The organism is Achromobacter sp. RT286_PF, from assembly GCF_059760425.1.
The window spans coordinates 1-17,947 of sequence record NZ_JCBAMR010000044.1; the positions used below are offsets into that span (position 1 = coordinate 1).

Here is a 17,947-nt window from a genome sequence, read left to right on the forward strand (position 1 = left end):
CCGCAAAGGGCGCCCGTGTCGTTTTTCAGCGTTGGTCGGTTACAGCGGCCGGGCGATGACCGAGCTGGACGTAGTCACCGCGCTGGCGCGGGCAGCGGCATCTTCCGCGCTGCCGGCAGCCGGCAGGGTGGCCGCCGGTATGCCCGCAGCCGGTACGCCCGCAGCCGGTATGCCCGCCGCCGGTATGCCAGACGTCGCGACGCCCGCCATGACCCCCGGCGCAACATTCGCAGCGCTGGGTACCGGAATGGGCTGCAACGGCGGCTGCACGGCGCTGTTGTTCGAATTTTGCGGCAGCGCGGCGCCACCGGGGCTCGGCAGCGGCTTGACGGACGTGTCCACGCCATCCGTGCTGCGGTTGTTGTTCAGGAAATCGGTCAGCGCATCGCCCGATGACAAATCCAGCGACGCCACCGCCTGCCCCGGCGGGAATTCCGCGAAATAGTATTCGCCGTTATCCACCAGCAGCCCGTCCGGTCGCGGCGGCTGCTTGGTTTCGGGCATGCCCTTCAATACCGGCTGCATGTAGTCCAGCCACGTGGACAACGCCAGGCCGCTGCCGAATTCGTTGGTGCCCAGCGACTTGGGCTGGTCAAAGCCCATCCAGACGGTCGTGGCCAGATCGGGCGTGAAGCCCGAGAACCAGACGTCCACCGCGTCGTTGGTGGTGCCCGTCTTGCCGCCGACGTCGTTGCGCTTCAGTACCTGGTGCGCGCGCGCGGCCGTGCCGCTAGTCGTAACCCCGCGCAGGATGTCGTCCATGACCCAGGCGGTGCGCGGGTCGATGGCGCGCGCCGCTTCGTCGCCCGCCTTGACGGGCTGCGCCTGCATCAGCACCTTGCCCGAACGGTCGGTGACGTGGTCCACCAGGTACGGCGTCACGCGATAGCCGCCGTTGGCGAAGACGCCATAGCCATTGACCACTTGCAACGGCGTGGCGCCACCCGCGCCCAGCGCCAGCGGCAGCACCGCCGGCCAGCGCGATTTGTCAAAGCCGAAACGGGTCAGGTAGTCCTGGGCGTACTGCGGCGAAATCGCTTGCAGGATGCGGATCGACACCATGTTCTTGGACCGGTACAAGCCCTGGCGCAACGTCAGCATGGGTTCGTACTTGTTGCCGTCGTTCTTGGGCTGCCAGTCCTTGGAGCCCGTTTGCGCGGCCGTCAGCATGAACGGCTGGTCGGAGATCTGCGTGGCGGGGGTAAAGCCGCGTTCCAGCGCCGCGGCGTAGACGAACGGCTTGATGTTGGAACCGGGCTGGCGCCAGGCCTGCGTCACGCGGTTGAAGTTGCCCCGGTTGTAGTCAAAGCCGCCGATCATGGCGCGGATCGCGCCATCTTGCGGCGCCATCGACACCAACGCCGCTTGCAGCGCCGGCATGTTGATGATTTCCCAGGTGTCGCTGTCCTTGCCACCCGTTTTGTGGATGTACACGACCGAACCGCGACGGATGCGCTGGCTGTCGCTCGCCTTGGGGTTCAAGGCGCGCGCCACCACGGCCAGCGCCTTCTTGTCCGAAATGGTGATGATGTCGCGCGCGCTGCGGGCCACCTTCACTTCGGCAGGGCTGGCCGACAGGACGACCGCCGCCAGCAGGTCCTCGCTGTCCGGCGTCTTGTCCTGCACGCCGTCCAGAATCTCGTCCAGCGCCTGGGCATCGCTTTCGACGCCGTCAGGCAGGTCGATCTGATCTTCCGGGCCGGGATATACGGCGCGGCGCGTGTAGTCCATGACGCCATCGCGCACCGCGCGGTAAGCGGCTTCCTGGGCCTTGGAATCGATGGTGGTGTAGACGTCGATGCCCTTGGAATACGTTTCTTCCTGGAACACGCCGTACATCAACTGGCGTGCCAGTTCCGACGGGTAATCGCCATGCACGGCGAAGCCGCGCGCGCTGGTGCCGTCAGCCCCCCGGATCGTCAGGCGTTGCTTGAGCGCTTCGTCGGCCTGCTCGGGCGTCAGGTAGCCCAGCGCCTTCATGCGGCCCAGCACGTAGTGCTGGCGAATTTCGGCACGCGGGAAATTGGTGATGGGGTTGAAGCGCGACGGAGCCTTGGGGATGCCGGCCAGCATGGCGGCTTCCGCCGGGGTCACTTCCGACAGCGGCTTGCCAAAGTAAGCGCGCGACGCGGCCGCGAAGCCATAGGCGCGGTGCCCCAGGTAGATCTGGTTCATGTAGAGCTCAAGGATCTGGTCCTTGGTCAGCTCGTTTTCGATCTTGAACGTGAGCAGCAGCTCGTACAGCTTGCGCGAATAGGTCTTTTCGGAAGACAGATAGAAATTGCGCGCCACCTGCATCGTGATCGTGCTGCCGCCTTGCGACTTCGAGCCCTTGACCACGTTGGTCAGTACCGCGCGCGCCACGCCCATCCAGTCGACACCGCCGTGGCTGTAGAAGCGGTCGTCCTCGGCCGCCAGCACGGCCTGGCGCATCACCGGCGGGATTTCATCAAACCGCAGCACGTTGCGGTGTTCTTCGCCGTATTCGCCGATCAGCACCTTGTCAGCCGTGTAGATGCGCAGCGGCACGCGCGGCCGGTAGTCGGTCATGGCGTGCAGGTCGGGCAGGCTGGGCCAGGCCAGGGCCAATGCCAGCCCAAGCACGACGGCGCCGCACGCGCCGACGCCGGCCGCGACGATGCCCGTCTTGACCAGGATGCGTTTCCAGGGAAGGCCCGATTTGCCGCCCGGGTTGGCGGAGGATTGCTGGGGGGTGCTCATTGCAGGCGATTCTAGGACAGAACGCTATAGACCGGCCATGGCGTCATAAGGTTTCAGTAACCAAACTTGCCGAAGCCAAGTGGGGGGCGTGTGCCGCGATAGATATAGGGACGGGGTCTAGCATACGCGCGACGCGGCTTGCGTGCGCGAGCGACGGGAATTGCGCTGTGAAATGTATTGCGCGCCGTGACAAACAGCAAGGCCGGTTGCATGCGCCTGTTGTGATTCAGCTTTCGGTAAGGCGCCAGGAGCCCTGTTGATACCGCTGCGGCGGCGCGCCCAACGCGCGGTGGAACATGGCGCTGAACGCGCTGGTGCTGCGGTATCCCAGGTCGGCCGCGATGCGGGCAACGGGCACGCCTTCCGACAAGCGGCAGACCGCGTCGGCCAGGCGCACCTGCTGCACCCATTGCCGGTAATTCAGGCCCAGTTCGGCCTGGAACAGCCGGATCAGCGTGCGCGCGCTGGCGCCGACCTCGTTGCCCCAGGCTTCCATGCCGCGTTGCAGGCCCGGCTGGTCCAGGATGGCCGCGCAGATGGTCTGCAAGCGGCGGTCTCGCGGCCAGGGGATTTGTATGGGCAGCACGCGCGCGGCCGCTAGTTCAGACAGGATCAACGCGGCGATCTGCTCGGCCCGGCCTCCCAGCGGGTAGTCGATGGGCTCGGCCGTCAGTGCCAGGATCAGTTCGCGCAGCAGGCCGCTCACTTCCACCACCTGGGGTTGCCGCCAGTAGCCGGCGGCGGCATCGGCCTGGATGTAAAGCGAGCGCATCGACACCGCACCCACCATGTCCACCCCATGAGGCACGCCGGCCGGCACCCACAAGGCGCGCAGCGGCGGCAGCGCCCAGAAACCGCTGGGCGTAGTGACCCGCATAACGCCTTCGGCCGCGTAGATCAGCTGCGCGCGGGGATGCGAGTGCGCGCCCGTTTGCGCGCCCGCGCGAAATTCCTTGGCCAGCGCGGTGACGATGCGCGGGCGGTCCTGGTAGTCCTGCGCGTTAATGCTGCGGGCGGGGTCGGGCGGGGCAAGACGGGTGGCCATGATGTCACTTCCAACCAAAGGACGAGGCCGCGACGGCGGGCAGGGTGGCGCTATTTTGTCACTTGCCCGATGAAAATTGGCAGATCTTCGCAGCGGCCGGTTTCTACACTGATGGCTGGTTTGGCTGTCAGCCAAACACAACCCCATCGCAAAAGCCGCCCATGACCCCCGCCCAAAATCCCGTTGCCGGCATGTCGGACGCCATGGTGCCCGCGCCCGCTGCGCAGGCGACCGCCGCCCCGTCCAGCACCCCGTCCACCGCCCCGTCCACCGCCCCATCCACCGCCTATAAAGTGCTGGGCGCGATCAGCGTGGCGCATTTGATGAACGACATGATCCAGTCGATCCTGTTGGCCATTTACCCCATGTTGAAGGATTCGTTCAGCCTGTCCTTCGCACAGATCGGGCTGATCACCTTGGTCTATCAGTTGGCGGCCTCGCTGCTGCAACCTTTCATCGGCCTGTACACCGACCGCCATCCCAAGCCCTATTCGCTGCCTGTGGGAATGAGCTTCACGCTGGCTGGGCTATTGCTGCTGTCGGTGGCGCCGTCGTTCGGCTGGCTGCTGGTGGCCGCCGTGCTGGTCGGCACGGGGTCGTCGGTGTTCCACCCGGAATCGTCGCGGGTGGCGCGCATGGCCTCGGGCGGCCGGCACGGTTTGGCGCAGTCGCTGTTCCAGGTGGGGGGCAACGTGGGGTCGGCGCTGGGGCCGCTGCTGGCGGCGCTGTTCATCATTCCGCACGGCCAGCGCAGCGTGGCCTGGTTTGCCTTCGCGGCACTATTCGGCATCGTGGTGCTGATCGGTATCGGCCGTTGGTACAGCGCCAACCGCGTCATGTTCAAGCCGCGCGCGCGCACGGCGGGCGCCGGCAATGGGCTGTCGCGCAATCGGGTGATCGGTGCGCTGGCGGTGCTGGGCGTGCTGATATTTTCCAAGTACTTCTATCTGGCCAGCCTGAACAGCTATTTCACTTTCTACCTGATCGACAAGTTCGGTTTGTCGGTGCGCGAGGCGCAGCTGTACCTGTTCCTGTTCCTGGCCGCAGTCGCGGTGGGCACGGTGGTGGGCGGGCCGGTGGGCGACCGCATCGGCCGCAAGATCGTCATCTGGGTGTCGATCCTGGGCGTAGCGCCCTTCACCTTGCTGCTGCCCCACGCCAATCTGTTCTGGACGGCGGCGCTGGTGGTGGTGATCGGCATGGTGCTGGCGTCGGCGTTTTCGGCCATCGTCGTCTACGCGCAGGAATTGGTGCCGGGCAAGGTGGGCATGATTGCCGGGCTGTTCTTCGGCTTTGCCTTCGGCATGGGCGGGGTGGGGGCGGCCGCGCTGGGCAAGCTGGCCGACGCCACCAGCATTGGCTATGTGTACCAGGTGTGCGCGTATCTGCCGCTGTTGGGCGTGGTGGCAATCTTGCTGCCTAACGTGGAAAAGCCGCGCTGATGCGGTCCCGCGTTGATTCCCTCCGCCAAACCAGCACGGATCTTCGGACGAAGGGGTAGTGCTTTTGGCCGACTGGCGGGGGCGAACCACAATAATTAATCTAGGGTTTGCCCTTCGTTCCTTTCGATTGTCAGTTACCTGAAAGGTTTAACTGTCAAATACTGCAAACGGGTGAACCGGGCGCTCCTGGCTTGGCGTATTCTTCTGGACATGCCGCGCTATCGTCTTGGCGCGGGAGGTAAAGGTTCAGGACAACGTCGCGCCCTCGCTTCGGCGGATCGCCGTCACGCGGGGCGGCGGCTTTTCGTCCTTCTGGTAACAAAAAGCATCAAGCATGCTGACGTGTAACGCGTATCCATCCATGAACCCAGTGCAACGGCAGGTCTGAGCCGACGGGCATTTGTCCCCAAGGCGCGGCCAGCAAAAAACCATGACGACTTCTTTGTTCTTCCTGATGTGGGCGCTGGCCACGGCCTTGGCGCTACCACTGTTGCTGCCGTTCCAGTCGCGCGGGGTCAAGGGCGTGCGTGCGTTCATCGCCGCCAACACGCTGGCCGTGCTGGCGCTGCTGGCCTTCGCCGCCGCCAAGCTTGTGCCGCCGGGCGCCTACATCATGGCGTCGAACGCGGCTTGGGTATGCGCCATCAGCCTGGTGTACGTGGGCGTGCGCCAGTTCTTCGGGCTGCGGCCGCATATCGCGCGCACGTCCGGCGTCACGGCGGCGTGTGTGCTGGCCTTTGCGCTGCTGCTGTATGGCGCGGACCACCTGCCAGAACGCATGCTGCTCAATTCCGGCTTTACCTGCATCAGCGCGCTGCTGACCGGGCGGGTCATCTACCAGCAGCGCGCAAAGATCCGCACTCCCGGCGTGACGCTGTATCTGATGCTGGCCATATTCGGGCTGGCGGCGCTGCACGCAACGCGGGTCGTGGTCTATGGGTTCGGTTTCGTGAAGCCCGTGTCCTTGCTTGAACCGTCATCCTGGGGGCTGTTCTTCATTGTGTGCGGTTCCGTCACGGTGCCGGCGCTGTTCCTGGCGTTGCTGCTGCTGGTGCAGACGTGGCTATCCGAGCAGATGCAGGCGGCCCTGACGTTCGACAGCCTGACGCACGCCTATTCCCGCCGCAGCATCCTGGATGAACTGGAACGCGAGTTGCAGCGCTGTGGCCGCTCGGGCGGCCCGCTGGCCGTGCTGGTGCTGGACATCGACCATTTCAAATCCATCAACGACCGCTACGGCCATGCGGCGGGCGACACCGCGCTGCGCCATTTCGCCAAGGTCGCGCAGCACGCCGTGCGCGGCGCCGACCGCTTCGGCCGCCTGGGCGGCGAGGAGTTCGTGCTGTTGATGGTGGACTGCGACCCGGCGCGGGCGCTGGTGCACGCGCAGCGCGTCTGCGATGCACTGCGCGATACGCCGCTTTACCTGCAAGGGGTGGAAGTGCCCATGACCGCCAGCGGTGGTCTGGCCACGTACCAGCCCGGCGATAGCGCCGATGTGATCCTGGCGCGCGCCGACGTGGCGCTATACCGCGCCAAGGAGCAAGGGCGCGACCGGGTGGAAATGGCGTTTGGCGCGCGCGGCGCGGGCCGCGTGCACGTGGGCGGGCTGGCCGGCATGGCGCCAGCGGCGAACGCGCCGCTGGTGACTCATGAAGGCGCGGGGAACTAAGGCTTGAGGTGTTCCGTCAGGAACTTTTCCATCGCTTCGTAGAACTCGAACTTGTTCTCGTCGTTGTGGAAACCGTGGCCTTCGTTGTCCTTGACCATGTATTCCACTTCAACCCCGCGCGCCTTCAACGCCGCCACCATCTGGTCGCTTTCGTCTTTGGCCACGCGCGGGTCCTTGGCGCCTTGTGCAACGAACAGCGGCGTCTTGATCTTGTCCGCGTGCAGCGCGGGCGAGGTCGCGGCCAGCCGGTCTTTATCGCGTTCGGGGTGGCCGACCATGTCCTGCATCTTGTCCAGCATCGGCTTCCAGTACGGCGGAATGGACTTCATGAACGTGAACAGATTGGACACGCCCACGTAGTCCACGGCCGCCGCGTACAGGTCCGGCGTGAACGTCACGCCAGCCAGCGTGGCGTAGCCGCCGTAGCTGGCGCCATAGATGCCGATGCGCTTGGGGTCGGCGATGCCTTGCTTGACCAGCCACTGAACGCCATCGGTGATGTCGTCCTGCATTTTCAGGCCCCATTGCCCGAAGCCGGCTTCCCAGAACGCGCGGCCATAACCCGTCGAGCCACGGAAGTTCATTTGCAGCACGCAGAAACCGCGGTTGGCCAGGAATTGGGTTTCGGGGTTGTAGCCCCAGCCGTCGCGTGCCCACGGCCCGCCGTGCGGGTTGACGATGCAAGGCAGGTTCTTGGGATCGCGGCCCGCGGGCAGCGTCAGGTAGCCGTGGATGGTCAGGCCGTCGCGGCTTTGGTAGCTGATGGGCCGCACTTGCGACATGTCGGCTTCCGGAATGGCCGGGTTGATGTCGGCCAGCTTGGTCAGCGTGTCGGTGTTGGCGTCGTACAAGTAGCGCGAGCCCGGCGTGCGGTCGTTGTAGGCCGCCACGATGAACACGGTTTCGTCGCGGTTGGACCCTTGCAGGGCGATGTCATAGCCCTTGAGCTTGTCGGACAGTTTCTTGAACAGCGCTTCGGACTGGGCGTCGAAGAACTTGTATTGCGGCTTGTCGGTCTGGTAGGCGGCAAGCGTCAGCACGCGGCGCTTGCGCGAGTAGCCCGCGCCGTCCAGGTCGACGGTGTCGGGCGTGAAGATTTCTTCTTCGACATCCGGTTGCGCCGGGTCGATGACCACCAGCGACAGCTTGTCGCGGCCACGGTTGCTCAGGGCGTAGATCTTCTTGTCGTCGAACGTGAAGAACGACGGGCTGACGTTGGTGCGGTAGTCGGTGGTGATCAGCGGGCGGAAGTCGGACGCTTCGTTGTCGCGGTAGAGCAGGGTGGTGTTCAGGCCGTCGCTGGTGACGGCGGCGCGCACCTTGCCCGCATGGTCGGTCTGCCAGCCCACGATGTTGCCCGGGTTCTGCGCGACCAGCACGGCGGCGCCAGTGTGGACGTTGACGCGGTAGACGTCAAAGACCTCGGGGTTGCGTTGGTTGTGGCTGATCAGGACGTGGTCGGGGTCGTCTTCAAGATCGTCTTCGATGCTGGCGCGCGCGCCTTCATAGGGCGTCAGGTCGGTGATCTTGCCCGTCTTGGCGTTGACGGCCAGGACGTGGAAGTTCTCGTCGCCGCCAAAGTCCTTCTGATAGAGCACCACGTCGGCGCCCTTCCAGAAGTAGTTGGAGATATCGCGCGCGGTTTCGCTGGTCAGTTGGCGGGGTTCGCCCACCAGCTGGCTGCCTAGCAGCGGCTGCACGTAAATATTCATGCGGGCCGGGTTGCCGTCCACGCTGGTGGGCTGCATGAAGGCCAGGGTGCGGCCGTCGTCGGCCAGGCGGAAGAAGCCGCGTTCCGGGTTGCGGAAAAAGTCCTTCAGGGGATAGGCGCGGGGCGGGGGCTGGGTGGCGCAGGCGCCCAGCGTGGTGCCGACGATACTGGCGGCCAGAATGGTGCGCGTCATGAAGGAAAACAAGGCAGGACCTCCGCGATTTCAATGCGGTCGATAATGCCATAGTCGCGCGGGCGGTGTCGAACCGACCCCACTTATGCCGCCGTGCCGTTTGCGGGATAATCGCGGCAATTCATCTGGAGAATTACATGTACAGGAATCTGGTCGCGGCATCGGCGCTGGCGCTGGGCCTGGCGGGTTGCTCGCTGGGCATCTCGCAGGACAGCGCATCCCCGCACAGCGAATTCAAGGCGCCGGTCGCGTTCAAGGACGCCTACGCCACCGTGATCCGGCAGTCGAACAACTGCCTGCGCAGCACCGACAACGCCTATCGCGTGGTGTCCGACCTGAACGAGGCGGCGCAGTCGGGCGTGGTGCGCGTGCTGGCCCCGTATACCGACAACGAAATGTCACGCGTGGACCTCAAGGCCAATGGCCCGGCAAGCACCGACGTGAAGATCGTGATGTGGGGCAAGGGCACCTGGGACGCCGCCGCGATGCGTGCCATGCAGGACGCCATCTACTACAGCATCACGTCGTGCAGCACCTACATGCCGCTGGACCCGCGCCCGCCCGTCAAGCCGTCGCGCGACCTGCCCAACTGAGCGCCGTCGCGCGACCTGCCCGACTCAGCGCCGCGCGCGACCTGTGCAACTAAGCGCCGCGCGCGACCTGTGCAACTTGCGGCGCGCGTCACATCCCAAGGGCGGCGCCGTTCAATCGCCGCCCGGGCGGCGGCGAATGATCTTGAAGGTTGCCGTGGCGCGCGCCACCAGTTCGCCGTCGGCGCGCCGGATGTCGCCTTCACAGAAGGCGATGGACGCGCCCCGGCGCAGGCAGCGCGCTTCAATGACCAGGTCGCCCGTGCCGGGAGACAGGAACGTGGTGTTCATGTCGATGGTGGCCATGCCTTCGGTGGCGTCGGCGGACCCGCGTGCCGCCGCGCTGAGGGTGAAGTCCAGCACGCTCATCAGCGTGCCGCCGTGCACGTCGCCCCGGCTGTTGGTCAGGTCCTGGCGCCACGGCAGGGTGGTGCGGGCGAATCCCGGCGCAACGCTCTCGGGCACCAGCCCGATGAAGTGCATGAAGGGTATCGTCAGGCCGAAATAGTCAGTGGATGCAGAGGCAGGGGCGGAGGCGGTCATGAGCGTAGGCAAGATGGGTAAGCGGATAGAGCCGGTCATAATATATTTTTTTGCAATGCCCGCCAGCGTGCAACGGCGACGGGCGCATCGTCTTCACTGGAATGTCTGAACTCTTGCGCAAGATCGTGCATGTGGACATGGACGCGTTCTACGCGTCCGTGGAGCAGCGCGACAATCCCGACCTGCGCGGCAAGCCCGTGGTGGTGGCCTGGACCGGGCCGCGCTCGGTTGTCTGCGCGGCGTCCTACGAGGCGCGGCGCTTCGGCATTCATTCGGCGATGTCCGCCATCCGCGCCGAACGCCTGTGCCCGCAAGCCATCTACGTGCCGCCGGACTTCAACCGCTATCGCGAGGTGTCGCGCCAGATCCGTCAGATATTCGGCCGCCATACCGACTTGATCGAACCGCTGTCGCTGGACGAAGCCTATCTGGACGTGACGCATAACAAAGGCGGGCTGCCCTCGGCGACCGAAGTGGCTCAGGTCATCCGCCATCAGATCCGCGAAGAAACCGGCCTGACCGCGTCGGCCGGCATCGCGCCCAACAAATTCCTGGCCAAGATTGCCTCTGACTGGAACAAGCCCGACGGGCAGTTCGTCATCCGGCCCACGAAGGTGCTGGAATTTCTGCAACCGCTGCCAGTGCGCAAAGTGCCGGGAGTGGGCAAGGTGACGCAGGCGCGGCTGGAGCAGTTGGGCATCCACACGGTGGGCGACCTGGCCACGCACAGCCTGGAAGAACTGGCCCACTATTTCGGGCGCTACGGGCGCCGCCTGTACGAGCTGGCGCGCGGTATCGACGATCGCGAAGTGCAGACCGACCAGCCCTTGCAGCAGGTGTCGGCCGAGACCACGTTTTCGGAAGATATCCGGCTGGACGCGTTGGGCGATGCCATCGACCGCATGGCGGGCAAGGTGTGGGACCAGGCGTTGAAGAAAGGCGCGCTGGGCCGCACGGTGGTCCTGAAGTTGAAGACCGACCGGTTTCGCATCCTGACGCGCAGTCAGACCAGCCTGAATCCGCCGGGGTCGGCGGCCGAACTGGCGGCGTTGGCCAGGCTGTTGTGCGAACGGGTGGAACTGCCGCCGGAAACGTTGTACCGGCTGGCAGGGGTCGGGATGAGCAATTTTGCCGATCCCGCCGAGCAGTCGCGCCAGCCCGATTTGTTCGGCGGCACGTTTTAACTGCCCGGCGCCGGGTCAGGCCAGCCGGGCCTTGACCTGTTGCGACAACGCCGTCATGTCGGCGCGGCCGGCCAGCGCCTGCTTGAGCAGCGCCATGACCTTGCCCATGGCGGGCGCGCCCGTCACGCCTTGCGCGGCCACTTCGGCCAGCGCGGCGTCGATGGCGGCGGCCACTTCTTCAGGGCTTGCGGCCTGCGGCAAGAACTCTTGCAGCACCAGCAATTCGGCCTTTTCCTGTTCAGCGGTTTCCGTGCGCCCGGCTTGTTCGAAGGCGGCGATGGATTCGCGCCGCTGCTTGACCTGCTTTTCGATGATGGCGGTGATTTCGGCGTCGTTCAGGTCGCGGCGTTCGTCCACTTCCTTTTGCTTGACGGCGGCCAGCAGGAAACGCAGGGTCGTCAGGCGTTCGGAAGCCTTGGCGCGCATGGCGTCCTTGACGGCATCGGACAGGCGGGTCTTGAGCGTAGCAGTGCTCATATGTGAACCTTTTGGGTGGTGTTGCGGCAATTCGCAAGTGTAAATCGGGCGGACCCGGATCGGGCCAGCATCTAGCCGGCGTCGGGCCGGCTTCGGCCCGGCTTACTTCACGCGGGCCAGATCCCCGCGCAGCGCCACGCCGGCCACCACGGCGCCCGCGTGGCACTCGTAGTCGGTCTTGCTGCTGGTTTCGTTTTTGCGATAGTAGCTGACGATGTTCGTCACGGCATTCGCGCCGGCCTTCTTGGCGGCTTCATGCAGCGAGATCACCGCCGATTGCGCCGCCCACAGGCACGCTTCCGGGTCTTTCTTGGCAAACGCGTTGGTCTTGCGGTTGGTGACCACGTTGGCTTCCAGCACCTGGCCCTTCGGACCCGTGCCCGCCAGGTAGAACTTGACGCTGCCGTCGATCTTGCCGGCGGCCAGGGCGGCGTCGATGGCCGGTTGCAGGGGCAGGAAGACGGTGCGGTCGGCGGCCAGTACCTGGGTCGAGCAGGCCAGCGACAGGGACAGAGCGCCAAAGAGCTTGTGGGTGATCTTCATGAAGTGCGTTTTCCGAGAATGAAAGTTGGGAAGAAGGCAGAAAGAAGGCGAAAAGAAGGTGAAAAAAGGCGAATGGATGGAACAGGTCAATGCCGACCCGGCAAGCCCGGCCAGGCAACGCCCGACGCGGCTCAGGACCAGCGCCGGAAAATCAGTGAGGTGTTGATGCCGCCGAACGCGAAGTTATTGTTCATGACGTATTCGTTGCTCATGCGGCGGCCTTCGCCTTGCAGATAGTCCAGGTCGCCGCAACGCGGATCGATGTTGCGTAGATTCAGCGTGGGCGCGTACCAGTCGCGGTTCAACATCTCGATGCTGAACCACGACTCCAGCACGCCGCAGGCGCCCAGCGTGTGGCCCAGATAGCTTTTCTGCGTGCTGATCGGCATGCGCGCGCCAAACAGCGCGTGCGTGGCCTGCGTTTCGGCGATATCGCCTTGTTCGGTCGCGGTGCCGTGGCCGTTCACGTAGCCGATGGCTTCCGGCGGCAGGCCGGCGTCCGCCAGCGCCATCTGCATGGCGACGCGCATGGTGGCCGCCTCGGGCCGCGTGATGTGCGTGCCGTCCGAGTTGCTGCCGAATCCCACCACTTCCGCATGGATGTGCGCCCCGCGCGCCAGTGCATGGTCCAGCGATTCCAGCACCAGCATGCCGCTGCCTTCGCCGATGACCAGGCCGTCGCGGTCGCGGTCGTAAGGGCGCGGCGTCAGTTCCGGCGTGTCGTTCTGCTGGCTGGTGGCATACAGCGCGTCAAACACCAGCGCTTCGCTGGCGCACAGTTCTTCCGCGCCGCCGGCCAGCATCATGTCCTGGCGGCCATAGCGGATGGCCTCGTAGGCGTAGCCGATGCCCTGGCTGCCCGAGGTGCAGGCGCTGGAGGTCGGAATGATGCGGCCCTTCAGCTCGAAGAAGATGCCCACGTTGGCCGCCGTGGTGTGCGGCATCATGCGCACATAGGAATTGGCGTTCAGGTCGTCGGTGACGCCGTTCAGCAGCATGTTGCCGAACGCGCGGATCTCGGCGGTGCTGCCCACCGACGACCCGCACGCCACGCCCATGCGGCCATCGGTGATGCTGGGCTCGCCCAGCAACGACGCATCGGCCAGCGCCAACTCGGCGGCGCGCACGGCCAGTTGCGACACGCGGCCCATGCTGCGCAATTGCTTGCGCGTCCAGTGCGAGGGCACCTTGAAGTCTTCCACGGGCCCGGCCAGCCGCGTGTTCAGTTCGGCAAAGCGCGCCCAATCCGGCATGGCGCGGATGGCGCTGCGGCCCGATTCGAATGCTTGTTGCACACTGGCCCAGTCCGAACCCAGCGCGCTGATGCCGGCCATGCCGGTGACCACAACCCGTTTCATCAGCACAACCCTCCGTTGACGGCGATGACCTGGCGCGTGATGTAGGCGGCGCCCGGCGACATCAGGAAGGCCACCGTGGCGGCCACCTCTTCGGGCTTGCCCATGCGCTGGGCCGGCACCGCTTTCAGAATTTCTTCCACGGGCACGTGCTCGTCGATCATGTCGGTATCGATCAGGCCCGGCGCCACGCAGTTCACGGTGATCTGGCGCTTGGCCAGTTCAACGGCCAGCGCTTTGGCCGCCCCGATCAGCCCCGCCTTGGACGCGCTGTAGTTGACCTGGCCACGGTTGCCCACCATCCCGGACACCGACGCCATGCAGATCACGCGCCCTGGCGCGCGGCGCCGGATCATTGGCATGGCCAGCGGGCTCAGCACGTTGTAGAAGCCGTCCAGGTTGGTGCGCATCACCTGGTCCCAGTCGTCGGCCGTCAAGGCCGGGAAGGCGCCGTCGCGTGTCAGCCCGGCGTTGAGCACCACGCCGTAATACGCGCCGTGCGCTTCTACGTCCGCTTGCAGCACGGCCGCGCACTGTGCACGGTCGGACACGTCGAATTGCAGCACGCGCGCCTGGCGGCCGCGCGCGATGACCTCTGCCTGCACGGCCTCGGCCTGTTCGCGTTGCTGGCGGCAGTGCAGGACAAGATCGTGGCCGGCGTCAGCCAGTGCCAAGGCAATGGCGCGGCCGATGCCACGGCTTGATCCGGTTACAAGAATGGGGGCTGCGTTCATGTCAGGGAAGCTTCCTGGGTAAATTCGTCGGGGTCCTTGGGCTGATAGACGTTCAGCCGGGCGTGGGCCAGCAGGCGGGATTCGTCGCGCAGCTCGCATTCGAAGACGCTCATGCCGCTGGCATCGATCAAGCCGCGTTGGACATGGATGGTCAGGGCCGCGCCGGCGGGCAGGGTGTCCGCGTGGCAGTCATAGCGCCGGGTGCCAAGCAGGAATCCCAGCTTGACCGGGGCGTCGGCTTCGCGCGCCTGGCAACCGGCCCAGGCGCCCACCGCTTGCGCCATCAGCTCCATGCCTAGCCAGGGCGGCAACGAGCCGTCCGGCAGCGAGTACGGGCCGGGTTTGATGACGGTGCGGGCGGTGAGACTGTCGGCGTCATAGCCTTGCACCGCGTCGATCAGGATCATGTTGCCGGCATGCGGCAATAGGGCGGCAACGGGCCACGGGCAGGCTTTCATGGGCGGGCTCCCAGGATCAGGCTGGCGTTGTTGCCGCCGAACGCAAAGGAATTGCTCATTGCGATACGGGGGCGGCCCGACGCATAGCGATGCTGGCCGTTGCTGAAATTCAGCGCGGGCAGCGCCGGGTCGGCCTGGCCATCCCAGGTGTGGGGCATGAGCCGGCCGTCGGGATTCATGGCGGACAGCGTGATCCAGGCCAGCGCGGCTTCCATGGCGCCGGCCGCGCCCAGCGTGTGGCCGGTCAACGCCTTGGTGGACGCGCAGGGCACGCCTTCGGGGAACACGGCATGCATGGCGTGGCTTTCCATCGCGTCGTTGTGCGGGGTGCCGGTGCCGTGCAGGTTGACCCAGCCGATGTCGGCAGGCGCCAGCCGCGCGGCCTGCAAGGCGGCCAGCATGGCCTGGCGCGCGCCCGCGCCCGACGGCTCGGGCGCCGACATATGCCAGGCGTCCGAGCTGGCACCGCCGCCCAGCAGCGCCACGGCGTTGGCGTCATCGGCGTCGCGCTGCATCACGAACAGCACGCCGGCTTCGCCGATATTGATGCCACGGCGGTTGACCGAGAACGGCTGGCAAAGCGCGTCGTCCACCGCTTCCAGCGTGGCGAAGCCATTGATCGTCAGGCGGCAAAGCGTGTCCGCGCCGCCGCACACCACCGCGTCGCAAAGGCCCAGGCTCAGCAGTCGGCGCGCGGACAGCAGCGCGCGGGCGCTGGAAGTGCAGGCGGTCGACAGCGTGTAAGCCGGCCCGGTCAGGCCCAGATGCGCCGCCAGGAACGCAGCGGGCGAGGACAGGGCCTGACGGCGATAGTCGTAGTCGGCGGGCCAGGCGCCTTGCGCCGCCAAGGTGCGGAAGGCGGGCGCGTTGTCGTTGACGCCCGACGTGCTGGTGCCCAGCACCACCGCGATGCGGCCGGGTCCGTGGCGGGCGATGGCGCGCCGCAATTGCGGGGCGATCTGTTCGGCGCAGGCCAGCAGCAAGCGGTTGTTGCGGCTGTGCAGATGGTCGGGCAAGGGGGTGGCCGCGGCCATGGCCAGGATGTCGCCGGGCGGGGCGTCTGAGGAGCCAGCGGTGGCCTTGGCAAGCATGTCGCGCGGGGCGGCGGCCGAGGTGCCAGGTGGGATGTCGCCAGCTGTGTTGGCGGCGGTGGGGGCGCGAGTGTCGGCGGCGGTGCCAGGAAACGCCGGCAAGGGGCCGACATAAGCGCCCAGCGTCAGGCTGCGGTCGTGGACCCAGCCGGCCTGTGCGCGCATGCCGCGCGTGTCGCCATCGAAGGCGGCTTGGGCGACGGCGTTCACGCCTGCGCCCAACGCGCAGACGATGCCGGGGGTGCCTAGCCAAGTGTTCACGGCAGTTCCTTGAGCGGCGCGACGCGCCAGGTGACGCCATCGGCGCCGGTAATCGAAAAAACGTCAGGCTGCGAGGGTTGCGCCCAACGCACCGTCCAGCGCACGGCGCCGCGATCCAGCAGGCTGCGTACCGCCGTGCCGTCGTCTTGCTGCCGCGCGCGCCATGCGCCCGTGCCATAAGCGGCGTCCAGCTGGGCCTGCGGCGTCCACGCGAACATCAGCGCGGCAAACAGATCGCGCGCCTGGGCGTTGGGCCGCATGAATCCGTCGTTGCGCCAGTGGCCGCCCTCGAGCATCTGCCGCGCTTGCGGCACGCCCATCGGGTCGAACAGCGACCAGCGCAGCGCCGCCCCTTCGCGCTGCACCACCAGCATCGTGTCCACGCTGGGCTGGTCGGCGGCCACCTGCACGACGTGCAACTGGCGCGGCACGGCAAACCCGGCGTCGCGGGCGGGCAAGGGTGGCGCGCCGGCGCAGCCGGCCAGCCCGATCAGCACGGCCAGCAACGCCGCCGTGGCCAGCGCGCGCCGGGCCGACTTGCGCACGGGCAAGGGCAGGCGCGGCACCACGCCAAGACGCGGTACGGGCAAGGGCAGGCGTGCAAAAACGCCATGTGTGTGCACGGATACGGGCGGGCGTGGCGAAGCGGCTTGCATCATCGGCCTCAGGCGGGTTCGGCTTGCGTGGCGGCGCCACGGCAAAGCTCGCTTAGCATGCGCAGGCGGCGTTGCGGGCTGGCGACAAAGGGGTTGGCGGTGTCCCACGCGTAGCCGGCCAGAATCGAGCTGATCATCCGGCGGATTTCGGGCTGCGGGTTCTTGTGGAACACCACGTCCTGGAATTCGCCGCTGTACCAGCCTTGCACATAGGCGCGGAAGGTCTCTACGCCCAGCATCAAGGGGTCGGCAAAATCGGCCTGCCAGTCCACCACTTCGCCGCCCAGCTGGCGGTGCAGGGCGTCGGTGGCCAACTTGGACGAGCGTAGCGCGATGGTCACGCCGGATGAAAACACCGGGTCCAGGAACTCGGCCGCGTTGCCCAGCAGCGCGTAGCCGGGCCCGTACAGCTGGGTGACGCTGGCGGAATATCCGCCGATGGTATTGGCCGGCGTGTCCCACACGGCATTGGCCAGCACGCGCTTGAGGTTCGGCGCGGCGGCGGCCATCTCACGCAGGGTCGACATGAGGTCCTGGTCGGGGCCACCGAACAGATCCTGCCCGCCGACCACGCCGAACGAGCAGCGGCCGTTCGAAAACGGAATCAGCCAGTACCAGATGCCCGGCTGCTCGGGGTGCACGCTGATCAGGATTTTCTCGCGGTCAAAGCCGGGGTCGTCGATGCGGTCTTCGATGTGCGTGAAGATGGCCTTGCGCGGCGGCATCGAGGACGGGCGTTCCAAATCCAGCAAGCGTGCCAGCACGCGGCCATAGCCGCTGGCGTCCAGCACGAAGCGGCTCTTGACCTGGTAGCTGGCGCCGTCGGCGCCGCGCACGTCCAGCAGCGGTTGGTCGCCGCTGAAATCCGCGGCCGTGACTTCTTGCAGGTAGCGCACGTCCACGCCCTGGCGCGCGGCATCGTCGGCCAGCACTTTGTCGAACTGCGCGCGCTGCACCTGGAAGGTGGTGCCGGGGCCGGCGGTGAACTTGTCGCGAAAATCAAAGTAGGTGTAGTCGTCGCCCCGCGCAAAGGCGGCGCCGTTTTTCACCTGAAAGCCCGCCGCGTTGACGGCAGGCATCATGCCGGCTTCTTCAACGAATTCCAGGCAGTGCGCCAGCAGGCTTTCGCCAATTGAAAAGCGCGGAAATTGCTGGCGTTCCAGCATCAGCACATCATGGCCTTGCCGCTTGAGCAGGGCCGCCGCAACCGCACCGGCGGGACCTGCTCCGATGACGACGACTTCACGATGTTCCATGTGGGGTGATTCCAT

The 17,947-nt window shown here is 66.3% G+C and carries 16 protein-coding genes; 4 read left to right on the forward strand and 12 right to left on the reverse strand.

Translation table 11 applies throughout. The features are described 5' to 3' along the window. Window positions 1-39 precede the first annotated feature (39 nt). Both AC6LJY_RS24260 and AC6LJY_RS24265 read right to left on the reverse strand, forming a co-directional pair. Window positions 40-2,721, reverse strand: coding sequence for a penicillin-binding protein 1A (locus AC6LJY_RS24260; protein ID WP_498136939.1), 2,682 nt, complete (start codon window positions 2,719-2,721; stop codon window positions 40-42). A gap of 226 nt (window positions 2,722-2,947) precedes the next feature. After that, on the reverse strand, window positions 2,948-3,766 hold the full coding sequence (locus AC6LJY_RS24265) for a helix-turn-helix domain-containing protein (protein ID WP_314362545.1): 819 nt from the start codon (window positions 3,764-3,766) through the stop codon (window positions 2,948-2,950). A 161-nt stretch (window positions 3,767-3,927) separates the two neighbouring features. Here AC6LJY_RS24265 and AC6LJY_RS24270 point away from each other — a divergent pair, with 161 nt between their 5' ends. Together AC6LJY_RS24270 and AC6LJY_RS24275 are read left to right on the forward strand one after the other, a co-directional pair. Next, window positions 3,928-5,208: an MFS transporter gene (locus tag AC6LJY_RS24270; protein ID WP_498136940.1), complete on the forward strand. Its 1,281-nt coding sequence runs from the start codon at window positions 3,928-3,930 to the stop codon at window positions 5,206-5,208. A 430-nt stretch (window positions 5,209-5,638) separates the two neighbouring features. Beyond that, a complete protein-coding gene (locus AC6LJY_RS24275; protein WP_314362551.1) occupies window positions 5,639-6,880 on the forward strand; it encodes a diguanylate cyclase in 1,242 nt (413 codons plus the stop codon). On the opposite strand, the gene AC6LJY_RS24280 is transcribed toward AC6LJY_RS24275, so the two are convergent. Beyond that, window positions 6,877-8,784: a S9 family peptidase gene (locus tag AC6LJY_RS24280; protein ID WP_498136941.1), complete on the reverse strand. Its 1,908-nt coding sequence runs from the start codon at window positions 8,782-8,784 to the stop codon at window positions 6,877-6,879. The genes AC6LJY_RS24275 and AC6LJY_RS24280 overlap by 4 nt on opposite strands. 137 nt (window positions 8,785-8,921) lie before the next feature. Here AC6LJY_RS24280 and AC6LJY_RS24285 point away from each other — a divergent pair, with 137 nt between their 5' ends. Further along, window positions 8,922-9,377, forward strand: a complete 456-nt coding sequence (locus AC6LJY_RS24285; RefSeq protein WP_046804510.1) for a BPTD_2524 family lipoprotein — start codon at window positions 8,922-8,924, stop codon at window positions 9,375-9,377. A 111-nt stretch (window positions 9,378-9,488) separates the two neighbouring features. On the opposite strand, the gene AC6LJY_RS24290 is transcribed toward AC6LJY_RS24285, so the two are convergent. Further along, on the reverse strand, window positions 9,489-9,917 hold the full coding sequence (locus AC6LJY_RS24290; protein WP_104145384.1) for a PaaI family thioesterase: 429 nt from the start codon (window positions 9,915-9,917) through the stop codon (window positions 9,489-9,491). A 101-nt stretch (window positions 9,918-10,018) separates the two neighbouring features. Between AC6LJY_RS24290 and dinB the strand changes: the two genes are divergently transcribed. Then, window positions 10,019-11,101, forward strand: a complete 1,083-nt coding sequence (gene dinB, locus AC6LJY_RS24295) for a DNA polymerase IV (RefSeq protein WP_120154739.1) — start codon at window positions 10,019-10,021, stop codon at window positions 11,099-11,101. Window positions 11,102-11,116: 15 nt separating this feature from the next. Here the strand turns inward: dinB and AC6LJY_RS24300 are convergent, their stop codons facing one another. The 8 genes from AC6LJY_RS24300 to AC6LJY_RS24335 form a co-directional block, all read right to left on the reverse strand. Next, window positions 11,117-11,578, reverse strand: coding sequence for a GatB/YqeY domain-containing protein (locus AC6LJY_RS24300; protein ID WP_046804513.1), 462 nt, complete (start codon window positions 11,576-11,578; stop codon window positions 11,117-11,119). Between the two features lie 102 nt (window positions 11,579-11,680). Beyond that, a complete protein-coding gene (locus AC6LJY_RS24305) occupies window positions 11,681-12,121 on the reverse strand; it encodes a hypothetical protein (RefSeq protein ID WP_046804514.1) in 441 nt (146 codons plus the stop codon). 131 nt (window positions 12,122-12,252) lie between these two features. Further along, window positions 12,253-13,479: a beta-ketoacyl-ACP synthase gene (locus AC6LJY_RS24310; protein ID WP_104145382.1), complete on the reverse strand. Its 1,227-nt coding sequence runs from the start codon at window positions 13,477-13,479 to the stop codon at window positions 12,253-12,255. Further along, window positions 13,479-14,210, reverse strand: coding sequence for a 3-oxoacyl-ACP reductase FabG (gene fabG / locus AC6LJY_RS24315; RefSeq protein ID WP_498136942.1), 732 nt, complete (start codon window positions 14,208-14,210; stop codon window positions 13,479-13,481). The genes AC6LJY_RS24310 and fabG overlap by 1 nt, the downstream gene beginning before the upstream one ends. Then, entirely contained in the window at window positions 14,207-14,668 is a 462-nt protein-coding gene (locus AC6LJY_RS24320) for a hotdog family protein (RefSeq protein ID WP_104145380.1), read from the reverse strand. The genes fabG and AC6LJY_RS24320 overlap by 4 nt, the downstream gene beginning before the upstream one ends. After that, entirely contained in the window at window positions 14,665-16,020 is a 1,356-nt protein-coding gene (locus tag AC6LJY_RS24325; RefSeq protein WP_223264988.1) for a beta-ketoacyl-ACP synthase, read from the reverse strand. Before AC6LJY_RS24325 ends, AC6LJY_RS24320 begins: the two co-directional genes overlap by 4 nt. Beyond that, window positions 16,017-16,679, reverse strand: a complete 663-nt coding sequence (locus AC6LJY_RS24330) for a DUF3261 domain-containing protein (RefSeq protein WP_314362560.1) — start codon at window positions 16,677-16,679, stop codon at window positions 16,017-16,019. The genes AC6LJY_RS24325 and AC6LJY_RS24330 overlap by 4 nt, the downstream gene beginning before the upstream one ends. Window positions 16,680-16,684: 5 nt before the next feature. Further along, window positions 16,685-17,932, reverse strand: a complete 1,248-nt coding sequence (locus tag AC6LJY_RS24335; protein ID WP_498136943.1) for an NAD(P)/FAD-dependent oxidoreductase — start codon at window positions 17,930-17,932, stop codon at window positions 16,685-16,687. Window positions 17,933-17,947: the final 15 nt, after the last annotated feature.